This window comes from Propionicimonas paludicola, assembly GCF_002563675.1.
Lineage (GTDB): Bacteria > Actinomycetota > Actinomycetes > Propionibacteriales > Propionibacteriaceae > Propionicimonas > Propionicimonas paludicola.
Map to the genome: position 1 here is coordinate 2,662,386 of NZ_PDJC01000001.1, position 14,404 is coordinate 2,676,789.

13 protein-coding genes are annotated in these 14,404 nt (G+C 67.3%); 6 read left to right on the forward strand and 7 right to left on the reverse strand.

The window, feature by feature from the left end; genetic code table 11:
• The first annotated feature begins 54 nt into the window (after positions 1 to 54).
• From ATK74_RS15450 to ATK74_RS12405, 4 genes are all read left to right on the forward strand, one after another.
• The gene (locus ATK74_RS15450; RefSeq protein ID WP_098461327.1) at positions 55 to 1,686 is read left to right on the forward strand and encodes a carboxypeptidase regulatory-like domain-containing protein; all 1,632 of its coding nucleotides are present in this window, start codon (positions 55 to 57) and stop codon (positions 1,684 to 1,686) included.
• Positions 1,687 to 2,049: 363 nt separating this feature from the next.
• Positions 2,050 to 2,937, forward strand: a complete 888-nt coding sequence (locus ATK74_RS12395; RefSeq protein WP_143483665.1) for a hypothetical protein — start codon at positions 2,050 to 2,052, stop codon at positions 2,935 to 2,937.
• A gap of 84 nt (positions 2,938 to 3,021) precedes the next feature.
• Positions 3,022 to 4,344: a Kelch repeat-containing protein gene (locus ATK74_RS12400; protein ID WP_143483666.1), complete on the forward strand. Its 1,323-nt coding sequence runs from the start codon at positions 3,022 to 3,024 to the stop codon at positions 4,342 to 4,344.
• A 478-nt stretch (positions 4,345 to 4,822) separates the two neighbouring features.
• Positions 4,823 to 5,014 carry a hypothetical protein gene (locus tag ATK74_RS12405; protein ID WP_143483667.1) on the forward strand — a complete coding sequence of 64 codons (192 nt, stop codon included), beginning with the start codon at positions 4,823 to 4,825 and terminating at the stop codon, positions 5,012 to 5,014.
• Positions 5,015 to 5,274: 260 nt separating this feature from the next.
• On the opposite strand, the gene ATK74_RS12410 is transcribed toward ATK74_RS12405, so the two are convergent.
• From ATK74_RS12410 to ATK74_RS12425, 4 genes are read right to left on the reverse strand one after another with little or no spacing between them, the layout of a single operon-like run.
• Positions 5,275 to 5,529: a hypothetical protein gene (locus ATK74_RS12410; protein ID WP_098461331.1), complete on the reverse strand. Its 255-nt coding sequence runs from the start codon at positions 5,527 to 5,529 to the stop codon at positions 5,275 to 5,277.
• A complete protein-coding gene (locus tag ATK74_RS12415) occupies positions 5,529 to 6,443 on the reverse strand; it encodes a cation diffusion facilitator family transporter (RefSeq protein ID WP_098461332.1) in 915 nt (304 codons plus the stop codon). The genes ATK74_RS12410 and ATK74_RS12415 overlap by 1 nt, the downstream gene beginning before the upstream one ends.
• Before the next feature lie 33 nt (positions 6,444 to 6,476).
• Positions 6,477 to 7,109 carry a cation diffusion facilitator family transporter gene (locus ATK74_RS12420; RefSeq protein WP_098461333.1) on the reverse strand — a complete coding sequence of 211 codons (633 nt, stop codon included), beginning with the start codon at positions 7,107 to 7,109 and terminating at the stop codon, positions 6,477 to 6,479.
• A gap of 17 nt (positions 7,110 to 7,126) precedes the next feature.
• Positions 7,127 to 7,495: an ArsR/SmtB family transcription factor gene (locus ATK74_RS12425; protein WP_098461334.1), complete on the reverse strand. Its 369-nt coding sequence runs from the start codon at positions 7,493 to 7,495 to the stop codon at positions 7,127 to 7,129.
• 248 nt (positions 7,496 to 7,743) lie between these two features.
• On the opposite strand from ATK74_RS12425, the gene ATK74_RS12435 reads away from it, so the two are divergent.
• On the forward strand, positions 7,744 to 8,328 hold the full coding sequence (locus ATK74_RS12435; RefSeq protein WP_143483668.1) for a DMT family transporter: 585 nt from the start codon (positions 7,744 to 7,746) through the stop codon (positions 8,326 to 8,328).
• A 347-nt stretch (positions 8,329 to 8,675) separates the two neighbouring features.
• Here the strand turns inward: ATK74_RS12435 and ATK74_RS12440 are convergent, their stop codons facing one another.
• A complete protein-coding gene (locus tag ATK74_RS12440) occupies positions 8,676 to 10,109 on the reverse strand; it encodes a 4Fe-4S binding protein (protein ID WP_098461336.1) in 1,434 nt (477 codons plus the stop codon).
• Positions 10,110 to 10,141: 32 nt separating this feature from the next.
• Positions 10,142 to 10,618: a hypothetical protein gene (locus ATK74_RS12445; protein ID WP_143483669.1), complete on the reverse strand. Its 477-nt coding sequence runs from the start codon at positions 10,616 to 10,618 to the stop codon at positions 10,142 to 10,144.
• A gap of 241 nt (positions 10,619 to 10,859) precedes the next feature.
• Between ATK74_RS12445 and ATK74_RS12450 the strand changes: the two genes are divergently transcribed.
• The gene (locus ATK74_RS12450; RefSeq protein ID WP_098461338.1) at positions 10,860 to 12,926 is read left to right on the forward strand and encodes a heavy metal translocating P-type ATPase; all 2,067 of its coding nucleotides are present in this window, start codon (positions 10,860 to 10,862) and stop codon (positions 12,924 to 12,926) included.
• Here the strand turns inward: ATK74_RS12450 and ATK74_RS12455 are convergent.
• The gene (locus ATK74_RS12455) at positions 12,923 to 14,383 is read right to left on the reverse strand and encodes a multicopper oxidase family protein (protein WP_098461339.1); all 1,461 of its coding nucleotides are present in this window, start codon (positions 14,381 to 14,383) and stop codon (positions 12,923 to 12,925) included. The genes ATK74_RS12450 and ATK74_RS12455 overlap by 4 nt on opposite strands.
• Between the last annotated feature and the right edge of the window lie 21 nt (positions 14,384 to 14,404).

Here is a 14,404-nt window from a genome sequence, read left to right on the forward strand (position 1 = left end):
GCGGGCGCTGACTAGGCCTGCTAGATTCCATAGCAGTCTCACAGGGAGCCCCCCATGTCACGGTCGACCAGACTCGCTTGCGTCTTCGTTTCCACGCTTCTTGCGCTCTCCTTCGCGGTCAGCTCAACGCTCCCCGCCCAGGCGGAGGACACCACCGATCCGGCGCCGGCCCGCGCCACGGCGACTCGCGCCGATCGGCAGTTGGCTGCGCCGCCGGTTGACCACAGAGTGACGAAGAGGTCGGTTGCGACCAAGGGTGAGCGCGGATCGAGGCCCACCCGGACCGCAGCCGGGCTCGAACCCGCCAAGTCCGTCCAGAGCAGCCGGATCAGCGCGACGACCGACGACCCGGCGACCGAGCCGTCCATCTACGGCGAAGTCTGGGAGAGCTACTCCGGCGATGCGGTCGAGGGCATAACGGCGAAGATCTGGCACGACAACCTCTTCGGTGGCCCCCCCGTCGCGACGGCCGTCACCGACGCCTACGGCTACTACTCCCTGGGCGCTCTGCCCGCCGGTGACTATGTGCTGGAGTTCAGCGGCGACGGCTTCATCACCCAATGGTGGGACCACAACAACTACGGCTCGATCGGCGCCAAGGTGATCACCGTCACCGCGGACGGCCCGGGGACTGAGGCCAACGCTGAACTCGACCACCTGGACACGATCTCCGGCACGCTCACCAACTCCAAGGGCAAGCCGGTTGCCGGCCGCTGGATCACTCTGTACATCTGGCTGACCAGCGGCCAGTACTGGGGCGAGTTGGACTCCGTCACCACCAACAGCGCCGGACGCTTCAGCTTCCCGGAGCTGCGTCCCGGCAGCTATGCGGTCGACGGCGAGTTGCCCAAGGGGGCCCGGCTGAAGGCCGAGGCTCACTATCTCAGTCTGCTCTCCTTCAGCGGACCCAAGAACGCCGGCCTGCTTGCGCCCTGGGTAGTGGGATCGCCGAGCATCGGGCTGGAGCAGAAGGCCGATGCCGGTCCCGGAAAGTGGAAGAAGGCATCCTTCAGCTACCAGTGGCTGCGCAACGGTGCGACGATCCCCAAGGCCACGAAGAAGACGTACACGCCGGGCTTGGCCGACCTGCACACCCAGCTGCAAGTCCGGGTGACCAGCCGGGTCGGCAACTACTGGGTGACCGCAACATCGCCGACAAGCTGGCCCCTCCTGCGCAGCTCGGTCCCACAAATCCGTGGGACTTTGGCAGTGGGGTCCGAGGTGAGTGCTGATCCCGGGGCCTGGGAGTTGGCGTCGGTTCCCAGCTACCAGTGGTACGCCGACGGCAAGCAGATCGCGGGCGCGACCGCGCAGTCACTGACTCTCACCACCGCTCAGAAAGGGAAGCGGCTCACCGTGAAGGTGAGCGGCACCTACCAGAACTTCCCGGTGATCAGCCGGACGAGCTCGGCGACCGCCAAGGTGACCACCGCCGGAACCCCGACGATCACCGGTTCGCCGGCCGTCGGCTCCACGCTGACCGCCAAGCCCGGAACCTGGAACAAGAAGACCAAGCTCAGCTATCAGTGGCTGCGCGACGGCAAGGCCATCTCCAAGGCCACCAAGGCGAGCTACAAGCTCGGCGCCGCGGACGCCGGCACCTTCATCTCTGTGCGCGTCACCGGCAAGCTGTCCGGCTACGCCACAGTCACGAAGATCAGCGGGCAGGTGCCGATCCCGGCCTGATCCTGCCGAAGCCCATCCCTGGCTGGGCTGGACGAGAGCCCGGGCCAGGCACCTCTCCGCCTGAGTGAACGGCTGGTCAGAGTCGCGTGCCCTGAGCGAGCCGAGGCGGCAACCGACTGCCAGCGGCCAAAGCGCGGACAAGGCCGGGAAGCTCCAGAAAGCTCGTCCCTCGGCGAGTAGCTTCGCCAACAGATGCGGGTCGGCATGGCCAGCCGACGGCCGGGATCAGGCTGCTGCCAATAACTCTGGCCTGACCGCCCCGCCGCCTCACCAGTGCCCACGTAGTCCAGGATCCAGATGAAGCACCAGCAACCGTTCGTGATACTTGCCGCGCTGCTTGGCCTTGCGATTTCCGGTTGCACCGTGAGCCCGCAACCGGACATTCCGAGCGGCACGGTGTCCGCCGCGGTCTCGCCAACCTCGCCAGCGACAACCACCTCGGTGGCGACGCCACGCCTCACGGTGGTACGCGCGCCTGCCGCCGATGCGCCGAGCAAGGCGCGGGTGCTCCTGGACCAGCCGAAGATGGTCCTCACCCGCCCCGAGGATCAGCCGTACGCGCCGGAGGCATTCGTCGTCCGCGGCGACACCGTCACCATCGCTGACCGCGTGAACAAACAGATCGTCACCTTCCAGAACGGACGCCGCATTGGGGCCGTCGCCTTCCCGGATCTCAAGCTCGCCGACATGGCCATCCGCGACGGCCACTACTACTTCCTCAACGCCCTCGACCAGCGCGAGGTGGACGAGTTTGTGATGGACGACACCCGCACTCTGACCCAGGTCGGCAACCAGATACTGCCGGCCGAAGCAGACCGGATCGGCTGGGACGATGGCCGGCTGGTCGCGCAGCTCACCGAGCAGAACACCTGGGTCGCCGTCGACGGTTCCGACCCCGTCGTGGCCAACCCCACCTTCGAACTGAACGGACGCGGATTCCGGATCACCGACGGCCACACCGTGCTGGAGATCCCCACCCGCTACGAGCCGACTGGCGTTGAACTGATCGCTCGCGACGCCGATTACACGTACTACCAGGTCTACGACAACTACGTCCGAGCGAACGCCGAGCAGGTCTACCGTGGCTACGTGTACCAGTTCGACCGGTCCGAGCAGCTGGTCCACACCTACACCTTGCACGTGGCCGCCGACGTCAAGCCGAGCCGAGAACTCCAGATCGTCGACGGCCGGGTGTACCAACTTTTCATCACCAACAAGACCGCCCGGGTGCTACTTCTCGCGCCCAACTAGACAGATGCAAAGGAACAACGGCTAGGGATGACGAGGATCCGCGTCGGCCGGCCCTCCGGCCGTCATTCACGCCTGACTCTGACGGTGGCAGCCGTCGTGGCCACAGTCGGGCTGGTGGCGTCCTGCACGCCGAGCCCGGCGCCGGTCAGCCACCCCCTCTCGGCGAGCGCGGCGCCCGCCCCGACCACACCGGCGTCCACACCTCGCACCGGGAACCCCGACTGGACGCCCACGGCGCCGTCACCGCTGGGCACTCGCTACGACGCGCTGGCGTTCTACGCCGAGGGCCGCTACTACGTCCTTGGCGGCTACACCGGGATGACCGCCGAGATCTGGAACAACGACCAGGGCCTGCACGGTGACCCGGTCTTCGACGGCGCCAGCTACGACCCGGCCACCGATACCTGGACTCGACTGCCGTCGTTCACCGACGTCTTCCCGTGGGTGACGGCGAGCAGCGCGGCGGCCATCGTCGACGGACGGCTCTATGTGGTTTCACCGCTGGGGCCTCCGCTCCATGTCGACAGCGGCGAGCCGACCACCGGCGAGCGGAAGGCGGCCGTCCTCGATCTGCGGCCCGGCGGGGGCTGGACGGCCCTGCCCGCCCCACCGGCGACCCATGACCGGGGCGACCAGCTGCTGATGTCCTCCACGGACGGCGTGGCCCTGTTCGCCGATGGCGACTCGACCGCCGGCAGGGGTGCCTTCTTCGCCTTCGCCACCACGTCGTGGACGCCGCTGCCCCGACCCCCGCAACGCAGCCTCGACAATCCCCAAGCGGCGCTCCTGGATGCCACTCATCTGTGGCTGCGGACGGAGTCCAGCTACGACGCCGACGACAACGAACGACCCGGTGGCAACGCCATCTTCGATCTGTCTGCTCGAAAGTGGCGAGCCGTCCGCCTCCTCGATGCGGAGTCGGTGCCCACGCAGATCGTGGGCGGCCTGGCCGCGTTCGACACCTACGGCCCCGGCGAGAGTGCACCGCCCCAGATCACCAGCTGCCACTTCGCCGGCATCGCTGGCGCCACCACCGATCGCTGCACCACCGTGAAGCTGACCGCGGACGAGGCGTCGACCATCGGCGGCCTGACGGCCCGGATGGACGACCTGGGCGGCTCGATCGCCACCCGGCCGCTCTCCACGGGGAACGCCGTAGAGTCGCAGGGCAAGCTCTTCGACCCGCGCACCCAGGTGCTGTGGCAGGTGCCGGCGCTGCCCGGGGTGACCTATCCGAAGGAGAGCACCGAGGGCGGACCTTCATCGGCGGTGATGGCGGCCGGTAGCGGCAGCGTCCTGTCCTGTTTCGGCTACACCCACGACGCCGACACCCAGACTCTGACCAATCACGACCAGTGCTACCTGCTGACCGTCCCCGACCCACTGCCAGGCACGGCACTGCACTGACCCGAACCGTCGGTTGAGCCTGCCGTTGGCCGAGCCTGTCGAAGCCAACGCCAAGTTCCCTGACCACGCTCAGGTAGCGGAAGCACAGGCTCAGAAAGCAGACAAAACCAAAGAGCCCCAGGCCGGGAATCCCGAAGCCTGGGGCTCTTTGCGTTGTGCGCGAGAGAGGAGTTGAACCTACCGTGGGGCAGAGATGAACATGGCTCCCACTAAGGGTTATGTACAGTTCACGGACGGCGCCACGGGCCTCGTGGGGCAGATGTGGGGCAGGAGGGAGCTCCGCCGTCCCCAACCATCTTCCGTCCGCAGGCCCGATGTCCGTGGCGCTCCGAGCACTCAGCCAAGTGCTCACTGCGCGCTCGGACGGGGACTTCCAGGACGGCGCGTTGCTTCCCCTGTCAGGCAGTGCCAACACGGGCCGCAAGGCGTTGTCCGTGTCACACTGGGAGTCGAGATCTCGCGTCAGGAGGTGGTCATCGTGTCTACCAACCCACAACCGCTGCCCGCGCAGGACGGAAGTGACCGGGTCGACCTCGATGAGCTGTTCCGCGATGCCCGACCAGTCGGCGACGGCAGCGACCTTGCCGCGCCCGGGGTCTTCGAGTCGACCGACGAACTCGACGAGTTCCTCGCCTGGCTCCGCGCCGACCGCGCCGCTGGACTCGCCTGAGACCCGATGCGGATCGTCCTCGCACCTACCACCTCCCGCTCGCCACCCTCAACACCGCTGGCTTCCAGCACTACGCCGACTACGAAGGCCTCCAGATCATCACCAGCGGGACCTGAGCCGAAACCCAAAGCCACCAGCGGACACCAAGCCAGTCGGCCAGGGAGTCTGGGGATTGCGGCTGACCGACTGCCCGGGCTACCGGGTCACACCGGGATTGCTGCGCGCATCGACTGGGTTGTTTTGCTGCTACTCGTCAACACTCACAGACAGGTCCGGACGGCCGTCCTTGTCGACACCCATGCCGAAGAACGCCGCGGCCAAGGTCGCTCGCCCGAGGCGGCTGGCAGCCGGCGCCGGACGTCGGCGAGGACCCGGGCGACCTGGTCGTCGGGCAGCGCGTCCACGAGTTCGTGCAACTCCTGGCGATCGGCGGTCACAGCACCGAGGGTACGGCCGATCACCCACGATCCCGAGGCTCCGCGCAGGGTGACGTGACGCACCCGGCTGCTCGTCATCAGGCGTGGGTGTCGTTCTCGTGGCTGGTGTGGCTTGCTGGTTCGAGCTGGAAGGTGGAGTGCTCGACGCTGACGGGGAAGTGTTGGCGGACGCAGGCTTGGAGTTGGTCGAGGAGTTCGTCGGTGTGGCCGTCGTGGAAGCACTGGTCTTCGACGACGACGTGGGCGGTGAGGACTGGTAGTCCAGTGCCGATGAGGGAGGCGTGCAGGTCGTGGACGTCAGTCACATGGGGCAGTTCAAGCAGGTGGGTGCGGACGTCATCGAGGTTGAGTCCCTTGGGGACGGTTTCGAGGAGCACGCTGCCGGCTTGGCGGAGGATGGTCAGGGCGCGGGGGACGATCAGCACGGAGATCAGCATGCCGGCCAGCGCGTCGGCCTGGGTCCAGCCGGTGTAGTGGATGGCCAGCGCGCTTGCGATGACGGCGATGGAGCCGAGGGCGTCGTTGACGACTTCGAGGAACGCAGCGCGCATGTTCAGGTTGTGTCCCCGGCCGCCGGACAGGACCAGTACGGATGCGATGTTGGCGATCAGGCCCAGGATGCCCAGGAGAAGTAGTCCGCCGGCGGCGATTTCGGGTGGGGCGAGGAGTCGCTGTAGCCCTTCGACGAACGCGTAGATCCCGACACCCAGCAGGATCGCTGCCTGGGCCCCGGCGGCGAGGATCTCGATCCGGGCCCAACCCCAGGTGCGTCGGGCCGTCGGAGGCTTGGTCATGGCGGTCGCGGCGAGTAGGGCCATCAACAGCCCTCCGGCGTCGGTGAGCATGTGTCCTGCGTCCACCAGGAGGGCGAGGCTGCCGGTGATCCAGGCGCCCACGGCTTCAGCGGCCAAGACGGTCGCTGTGATCCCGAACGCGATAGCGAGCCGGACCCGGTTCGACCCCGCCGTGTCGTGGTCGTGGCCGGCGCCCATCAGCGGGTCCCTTCGGGTATCGAAGGTGGTGTCTCAGTCATCGTCGTCGTCCGCTTCCACGAGTTCGCCGTGCCAGGCTTCGATGCCCTCATGGATGGCGAAGGCGGCGATCACGAATCCGGCCACCGGGTCGAGCCAGGCAGCACCGGTCAGCTGAAACAGCAGTAGTCCGGCCAACGTAGAGACGCTCAACCACACGCAGATCCGGGTTTCGGCGGCGTCGGCGAGGATCAGCGGATCCCCACCCAGGGCGACGCCCACGCGGCGTTTCGCGGCTGCCAGTAACGGCATCACGAACAGCGACGCGACGAGCACGGCGATGCCCAACGGGGAGGTGTCGGGCACCTCCGCGGCCATAAGGGCACAGATTCCCTCGACGGTGACGTAGCCGGCGAGCAGGAAGAAGGTGATCGCGACGAACCTTAGCGCTCGGCGTTCCTTGGCCTCGTCCACCGTCCCGTGTCGAAGCCGTGCCGACAACCGCATTGCCACCAGCACGGCTGACATCGACTCGATTCCCGAATCGATGCCGAATCCAATCAGCGACACCAACCCGGCCAACACGCCCGCGGTGACCGCGACGACGCCCTCGATCAAGTTGTAGCTGATCGTGAACCACGCCAGCCGCAGCCCTCGACGCGTCAGCCCGACCTCAACCTCCGACATGCTTGAAGGTGAGGCGCTCACTTCCGGGTACCCGTCGAGCCGTACACCGGGCACAGGTCGACTGCGTAACCAGTCGCTTCCAGTAGCCGCTCCGCCGCCTGAAAGACGCCCACCAGTTCGGCCGGCACGGACAACGAGAACACCGAAGCCCGGCCCTCGGCCCGTGATGTCACCAGCCCGCAGCCCTTCAAACAGGCCAAGTGCGCGCTCACCGTCGACTGGGCCAAACCCAGATGCTCGGTGAGTTCCCGCACCCGATGCTCACCCTGTTGCAGATGCTGCAGGATAACCAGCCGACCTGGATCGGCCAGACTTCGAAACAGCGACGCTGCCGCCCCTAGCTCGACCTCAGACGTCGCCCGCTCGCCATCGTTTAGTATCGTCATGCGACGATGATAGCGGAGATTGGCGAAGGCACAGGCAAGCGCTCCGAGGACTGGATCCTCGACGACCCCGCCAGGCCAAGGCATCGAAGCCGTCCGCGCCATCTGCGACGAGATCCGCGGCCGCATCCAGGCCCTGATCGCAGAACTCGCACCAGCCAACTGACCGACCATCCTCGGCGCCCGGCGGCGCTAGATGGGACAATCGTCGGCGTCCGACACAGATCGGGCCGGGAGCGATCAGGGCGGCGTTGAGCAACCGCGGCGTGCAGGCCGCCTTGATGTCGGCGGTCCTGTTCGGTGCCAGCACGCCAGTGGCGAAACTCCTGCTCGGCCGCCACCTGGCTCGCCGCCATCAAGGGTTGTGTCGCCGGCCGGTCGACCTCACCATTGGCCTCATCGTCGGCGCCGCCCTGCCGGCACCGGGACCGGTCGCACCAGCGATGCTGGTCGGGTTCTTCGCCTACGGGGTGAGCCTCGCGTTGTTCATCGCCGGGATGCGGCACCTCGGCACGGCCCGGGCCGGCGCGTACTTCTCGGTCGCCCCGTTCTTCAGTGCCGCCCTCGCCCTCGCACTCGGCGAAACCCCTACCTGGCCACTGCTCGGCGCAGCCGTCCTGATGGCGGTCGGGGTCTGGCTGCACCTCAGCGAGCACCACGAGCATCTTCATCGGCACGACCCGGTGACCCACGCCCACGAGCACAGCCACGACGACTCCCGCGTTCCAGCGCGCGGGCTACACACGGGTAGCCCGAAACCGGCGCCGTACCATTCTTCGACCGGCCGTGGGGCAGACGTGGGGCAGCGCACCCCGTCCCGGGTGCATCGCACCTAGTGGGAGGCAGTTTCGACGTACCATTTCCGTGGGGCAGGAGTGACCCCGAATGGGCCTATCTGACCCGCGCCCACCCAGGCGCCAGGCGAAAGCCCTAGTCACAGCGATTTGACTTAAGCCCGAGATGGACACGAGAGAGGATTCGAGTTTCGGTGTTTTCCCTAGTCAAAGGCACCTTACGGTGCGCGAGAGAGGAGTTGAACCTCCCGCGGCACGCGAGCCAACCCCGTGTTGACAAGGGCTTTCGTGCAATTTCGAACGGTGGAGAGGACGCTCGTGGGGCAGATGTGGGGCAAGCTGTGCTGCCAGTCAGCCCTGTACCAAGCGCGCTCGAAGGTGTTCTTGCCCTACATGCGATGGGCCATGGGAAGCATGAAGAGGTAGACGTTGATGACCGAGAGGATGCCGAGCATCACCATGAACGGGGCGGTCGTTGCCCAGCGGCGGGCGACGCTGCCGTATCGGCGGTTGGCGATGCGGCGGATGGTGTAGGCCGAGCCGGCCACGCCGAGCGCAAGGACCGTCATCTGCAGGATCAGGATCACTGCGGGGCTGGCCAGTGCTGTTGCCCCGTTGGCTGGTGTGGCACCGAACATGGAGGCGACGGTGGAGAACACCAGCGAGCCTTCGGCCAGCAGGTGGAACAGGTTGTGGGCGACGTGGGCGGCGATGTCCAGTGGGATCAGGGCGTAGCCGAACCGGGCGAAGTTCATCAACGTGCTCTCCAGGTTGCCGGCCGCGGCCACGCGTGAGGCGAGCGCCAGCAGCCCAACCGGCAGGCTGACGGCGGTCACGAAGGCGACGGTGAAGATGAGCGGGTAGTTGGTGATGCCGGTGGTCTGCTCGATCCAGGTCAGCACGTTCTGCCACACGGTCAGCATGGTGATGTTCTGGATGAGGACGATGCCCATGATCGCCATGGCAAGGAACGACTCTTCGACCTTGGGCTTGTCGAGGAACCAGAGTTCGCTCATGGGCTTGCGGGTGGTGAGCTGGATGGCGTCGTTCGGGCAGGCCTTGATGCAGTTGGAGCACAGGTTGCAGTTGGCTGCCGAATCCATGGTGCGGGGGAAGTTGAACATCGGGCAGCCTGCCTGGGTTGCGCTGCCGTTGAAGCAGGCGGCCTTCGCCTTGCAGGTGGCGCAGATGCTCGTGTCGGCCTTGAGTTCGACCACGCTGGCGCGCGAGTAATTGCTGCACAGCCCACCGAGGAAGCACAGGTAGCGGCAGAACGTGCGCCGCTGGAAGAACGCGCCGGAGATGATCACGCCGGTGGTGAGGAGCAGCAGCAGCACACCAGATCCCCACGGCGATTCGACGATGCCCCAGATGTGGTCGCTCCAGGTGATCGCGAGGAATTGCGCGTCGATGATCCACAGGCCGTACAGCTTCAGGAACCTCGGCACGGGACGGTTGACGCCCACGATCTTCTGGACGAAGTCGGAGAGGGCGCCGAACGGGCACACTGCGCACCAGAACCGGCCGAGGACGACGAAGGTGATCGGCAGGACCGGCCACCACAGCACCCACATCAGCGCGGTTCCGGGGTTCCTGTCCGCGGTGACCGGGCCCGCCAGCAGCTGGTAGGCAACGAGCCCGAAGATGGCCGCGACGGGGACCTGCAGAACGCCCGGGTACCACCGGCTTCGCATGATCCTGGCGATCGCCGGGATCTTCATGAGGTCGCGTCCCGGCGGTGGGGGCGGAAGATCGGGGGGGACGTCGGGATCGACGAGCGGACGACCCTTGCCGACCGGGCGGAGTGAAAGCGGTGTGGGCATGGTGTTGGTCTTTCGGCTGGCCGCGGTGGGGGTTACTTCGCCGGCCGGGTGGCCCGGGACGGCTTGGCGGTGAACTCGGCCCGGCGTCGCATCAGCCCGGCGGTCAGCAGGACACCGCCGTTGACCACGGCGAAGGTGCCGACCACGGCAGCCTGGGGACGAGAGTCAGAACCTGCGGCTGCGGTGTGCGCGTGGCCGCTACTCCCACTCATGCCCGGCATGTTCGGATCCATCCCCGTGGTCGCCTCGTGGGTCATGCCCGGCATGTTCGGATCCATCCCCGTGGTCGCCTCGTGGGTCATGCCCGGCATGTTCGGATCCATCCCCGTGGTCGCCTCGTGGATCATCCCCGGCATGTTCGGATCCATCCCCGACATTGACGCGTGCGGATCGGGGGTTGCTGTCGCGCCTGCGGACGGACCCTCTGCGGGATAGCCCACTGGAGCTGCGAAGGCGGCCGACGCAGCGACGGCGGTGAGGATCAGGGCAGAAATGAACGCAGCGAGCACGGCTGGAATCGTCCGACGGGCACGCCAGGGTGCACGCTGGCGTTGACGGGTTGCGCTGGGGATCATCGTTACGTCCTGGACTCGGGGGGGGGAATCGCTTGCCCCAAGGGTCGCGTGCGCGAGTGGCCGGCCAGCCCGGTTTCGATGAAGTTTCGATGTTGTTCTGTGCCGCAAGGAATCTCGCCGACCGCGACAGGGTTGTGACGGATACCCCCCATAGGTATTCGCAGAAGGTAGCGAAATGGTTGAACACGAGCACATGGTCGCCACACCCGACCACCACATGATGTCGAATCACGACCAACACGACCACTCGTCACACACGGGCCACGGTCATGGCCATGGCGGCCATGTCCAGCGGTTCCGGCGTCTGTTCTGGTTGATGCTGCTGATCGCCGTCCCGGTCGTGGTCCTGTCCCCCGCTTTCGGGATGCTGTTGGGCTACGAGGTCCCGGCAGAGGGGATCCTGGCCTGGATGCCGCCGGTGTTGGGCACCGTGCTGTACGTCTGGGGTGGCTCGCCGTTCCTCAGCGGTGCCGTTGCCGAGCTGCGGTCGCGCCGTCCGGGAATGATGCTGCTGATCGGCCTGGCCATCACGGTGGCCTTCGTTGCCAGTTGGGGAGCAACGCTCGGCGTACTGAGCCACACGCTGGAGTTCTGGTGGGAGCTCGCACTCCTTGTCGTGATCATGCTGCTGGGGCACTGGCTCGAGATGCGGTCGCTCGCCCAGACCACCAGCGCCCTCGATTCCCTCGCCGCATTGTTGCCCGACGTCGCGGAGGTCGTCCGCGGCGACGACGTGGTGCCGGTGAGCCCCTCCGAGCTGGTCGTGGGTGACGTTGTCCTTGTGCGTCCGGGTGCTGCCGTTCCTGCGGACGGACGGATCGTGGCCGGTGTGGCCGAGATGGACGAGTCGATGGTGACCGGCGAGTCACGCACCGTGAGCCGCGGTCCCGGTGATCGGGTGACCGCAGGCACGGTGTCGACCGATTCGGGCATTCGAGTGGAGGTGACAGCGACCGGGGAGGACACCGCACTCGCCGGTATCCAGCGGCTGGTGGCCGAAGCCCAGAACTCCATCTCGCGGGCACAGCGTCTGGCCGATCGTGCGGCAGCTCTGCTGTTCTGGTTCGCTCTGGGTTCAGCCGCGGTGACCGCCCTCGTGTGGTCGTTGCTCGGCCAGCCGGACCAGGCTGTGGCGCGGACGATCACCGTGCTGGTGATCGCCTGCCCCCACGCTCTCGGGCTCGCGATCCCGCTGGTGGTGGCGATCTCCACCGAACGGGCGGCGCGCGGCGGGGTCCTGGTGAAGGACCGCCTCGCCCTGGAACGGATGCGGACCATCACGACCGTCGTGTTCGACAAGACCGGCACCCTCACGAAGGGCCAGCCGGCACTGACAGCTGTGGAAGCCGTCCCCGTGTCCGGGTACTCGCCTGATCAGCTGCTCGCGCTTGCGGCAGCTGTCGAGTCAGACAGTGAGCACCCGCTGGCCCGGGCGATCGTCCACGCAGCCGAGGGACGTGGCCTCGCGATCCCGGCAGCGACGGACTTCCGCTCCGAGCCGGCGCTGGGCGTCACCGCGCAGGTCGACGGGGCATGGGTGCGCGTGGGCGGGCCCCGGCTTCTGGCTGAAGTCGGGCTGATCGCACTGGCCTCGGCCGATCAGGGTGCAACCCAGCTCCACGTGATCCGCGACGGTGCCGTCCTGGGCAGTCTCGTGCTGGCCGATGAGATCCGCCCCGAGTCGGCCCAGGCCGTGAAGGCGCTGCAAGCTCTGGGCATCAGGGTCGCCATGATCACCGGCGATGCCAGCTCGGTGGCGGAAGCCGTCGGCGCGCAACTGGGCGTCGACATGGTGCTGGCGGAGGTCCGACCCGAGGACAAAGCCGCCCGGGTGGCTGCGCTGCAGGCGGGCGGCCAGCGGGTGGCGATGGTCGGCGATGGCGTGAACGACGCGCCTGCCCTCGCTCAGGCCGATGTCGGGCTTGCCATCGGTGCCGGTACCGACGTGGCGATCGCCTCCGCCGGGGTGATCCTGGCCGGGGACGACCCCCGTTCGGTGGTGTCGGTGATCACGCTGTCGAAGGCCAGCTACCGCAAGATGCTGCAGAACCTGTGGTGGGCTGCCGGCTACAACCTGATCTCGGTGCCACTCGCCGCGGGCGTGCTCGCGTCGATAGGTGTGAACCTTCCGATGGAACTCGGCGCCGTCCTGATGTCGATCTCGACCATCGTGGTGGCTGCCAACGCCCAGTGGCTGCGGCGGCTCGATCTGCGACCGGATCGGATCCAGCAGGTTAGCTAGTACTGCAGGGATGTCATCATGCCGATTTCGGCGTGGTAGATGTTGTGGCAGTGGTAGGCCCATTTGCCCGGGTTGTCGGCCTGCAGGTCGGCGGTGATCGACTGCATCGGCAGCACCAGCACGGTGTCCTTGCGCAGACCGCCGTTGCTGGGCAGCGACCAGGTGTGGCCGTGGATGTGCATGGGGTGGGCCATCATCGTCTCGTTGACCATCGTGAGTCGGAGCCGCGCACCTGCGTTGGTGCGGATCGGGGTGTCGTTGCCGAACGTGACCCCGTTCATTCCCCAGGCGTAGGGCTGCATCTGACCATTCAGGGTGACCTGCTCGACCTGATCCGGTTCCCGGACAGGCATCCGTGCCGAGTCCAGCGGCATCAAGGCCGCAAGGAGCTGTGGATTCGAGTCGAACTCGGCGGGCCGGACCGTGGGGGCGGGCTTCGCACCTGCGCCGGTGCGGACAAGGATCAGCCCCTGACCCTGCTTGCCTTCTGCGGCGGCGACCAGCGGGAACACCCCGTCGCCGAGGGTGACCAGCACGTCGGCCCGTTCCCCCTGTGCGAGGTAGAGCGCTCGCGTCTGGGTGGGTTGAACGGGGTAGCCGTCGGTGTGGGTGATCGTCATCACGTGGCCGCCGAGCGCGACCCGGAACAGGGTGTCGGCCGCGGCGTTGATGAGCCTGATCCGCGCCTTCTGGCCCGGCGTGGCGGTGAGGGTGAGCGGTTCGGCAGGGATGCGTCCGTTGATCAGGTAGTGGGGGTAGACGATGTCGCCGACGTCACCCAGCGGCGAGTTGCCCATGCCGGACATGCCGCTCATGCCGTCCATGTTCATGCCCTTGGAGACGGAGCCGTGCTGGGCCTGGAAGGCGGCCAGGATGTCGTCGGGGCTCTTCCCCACCCCGTCGGTCCAGTCGTCAAGGACCAGCACCCATTCGTGGTCGTAGCGGCCGGGTTCTGCAGGGTCGTCGATGATCAGCGGGGCATGCAGCCCGCGATCGATCTGCACCCCTGAGTGGGGGTGGAAGAAGTAGGTGCCTGGGTCGGGGGCGACGAACTCGTAGGTGAAGTCGGCGCCGGCGGCGATCGGATCCTGGGTGAGGCCCGGCACACCATCGGCGGCGTTGTGGAGCCGGACGCCGTGCCAGTGCACGCTGGTCTCGACAGGCAGCGTGTTCTCGACGCGGATCTTGAGCACGTCGCCGGCCTTGGCGCGGAACTCCTTGCCGGGGATCCGGCCGTCGTAGGCCCAGGTGGTCGCGGTGATTCCGCCCAGGTCGACCTCGGTGACGCCCGCGCGCAGGGTGGCTTCGAAAGCCGGCGCACCGAAGGTCGAGGTGGGCGGCGCGGCGACCGGGCTTGCCGGTTGTCCCGTGGCGGGCGTGCAGGCGCTCAGCAGGGCTGCCCCGCCGATCCCCAGACCGCCGGCGATCAGGCGGCGTCGGGTGAAGATGTTCGGCATGGCGGGCCTCTCGTTGGTCGT

Coding starts and splice junctions, on each gene's coding strand:
- ATK74_RS15450 (WP_098461327.1), top strand. CDS start 55: ATGTCACGGTCGACCAGACTCGCTTGCGTCTTCGTTTCCACGCTTCTT.
- ATK74_RS12410 (WP_098461331.1), bottom strand. CDS start 5,529: ATGACGAGCAGCCGGGTGCGTCACGTCACCCTGCGCGGAGCCTCGGGA.
- ATK74_RS12415 (WP_098461332.1), bottom strand. CDS start 6,443: ATGGGCGCCGGCCACGACCACGACACGGCGGGGTCGAACCGGGTCCGG.
- ATK74_RS12420 (WP_098461333.1), bottom strand. CDS start 7,109: ATGTCGGAGGTTGAGGTCGGGCTGACGCGTCGAGGGCTGCGGCTGGCG.
- ATK74_RS12425 (WP_098461334.1), bottom strand. CDS start 7,495: ATGACGATACTAAACGATGGCGAGCGGGCGACGTCTGAGGTCGAGCTA.
- ATK74_RS12440 (WP_098461336.1), bottom strand. CDS start 10,109: ATGCCCACACCGCTTTCACTCCGCCCGGTCGGCAAGGGTCGTCCGCTC.
- ATK74_RS12450 (WP_098461338.1), top strand. CDS start 10,860: ATGGTTGAACACGAGCACATGGTCGCCACACCCGACCACCACATGATG.
- ATK74_RS12455 (WP_098461339.1), bottom strand. CDS start 14,383: ATGCCGAACATCTTCACCCGACGCCGCCTGATCGCCGGCGGTCTGGGG.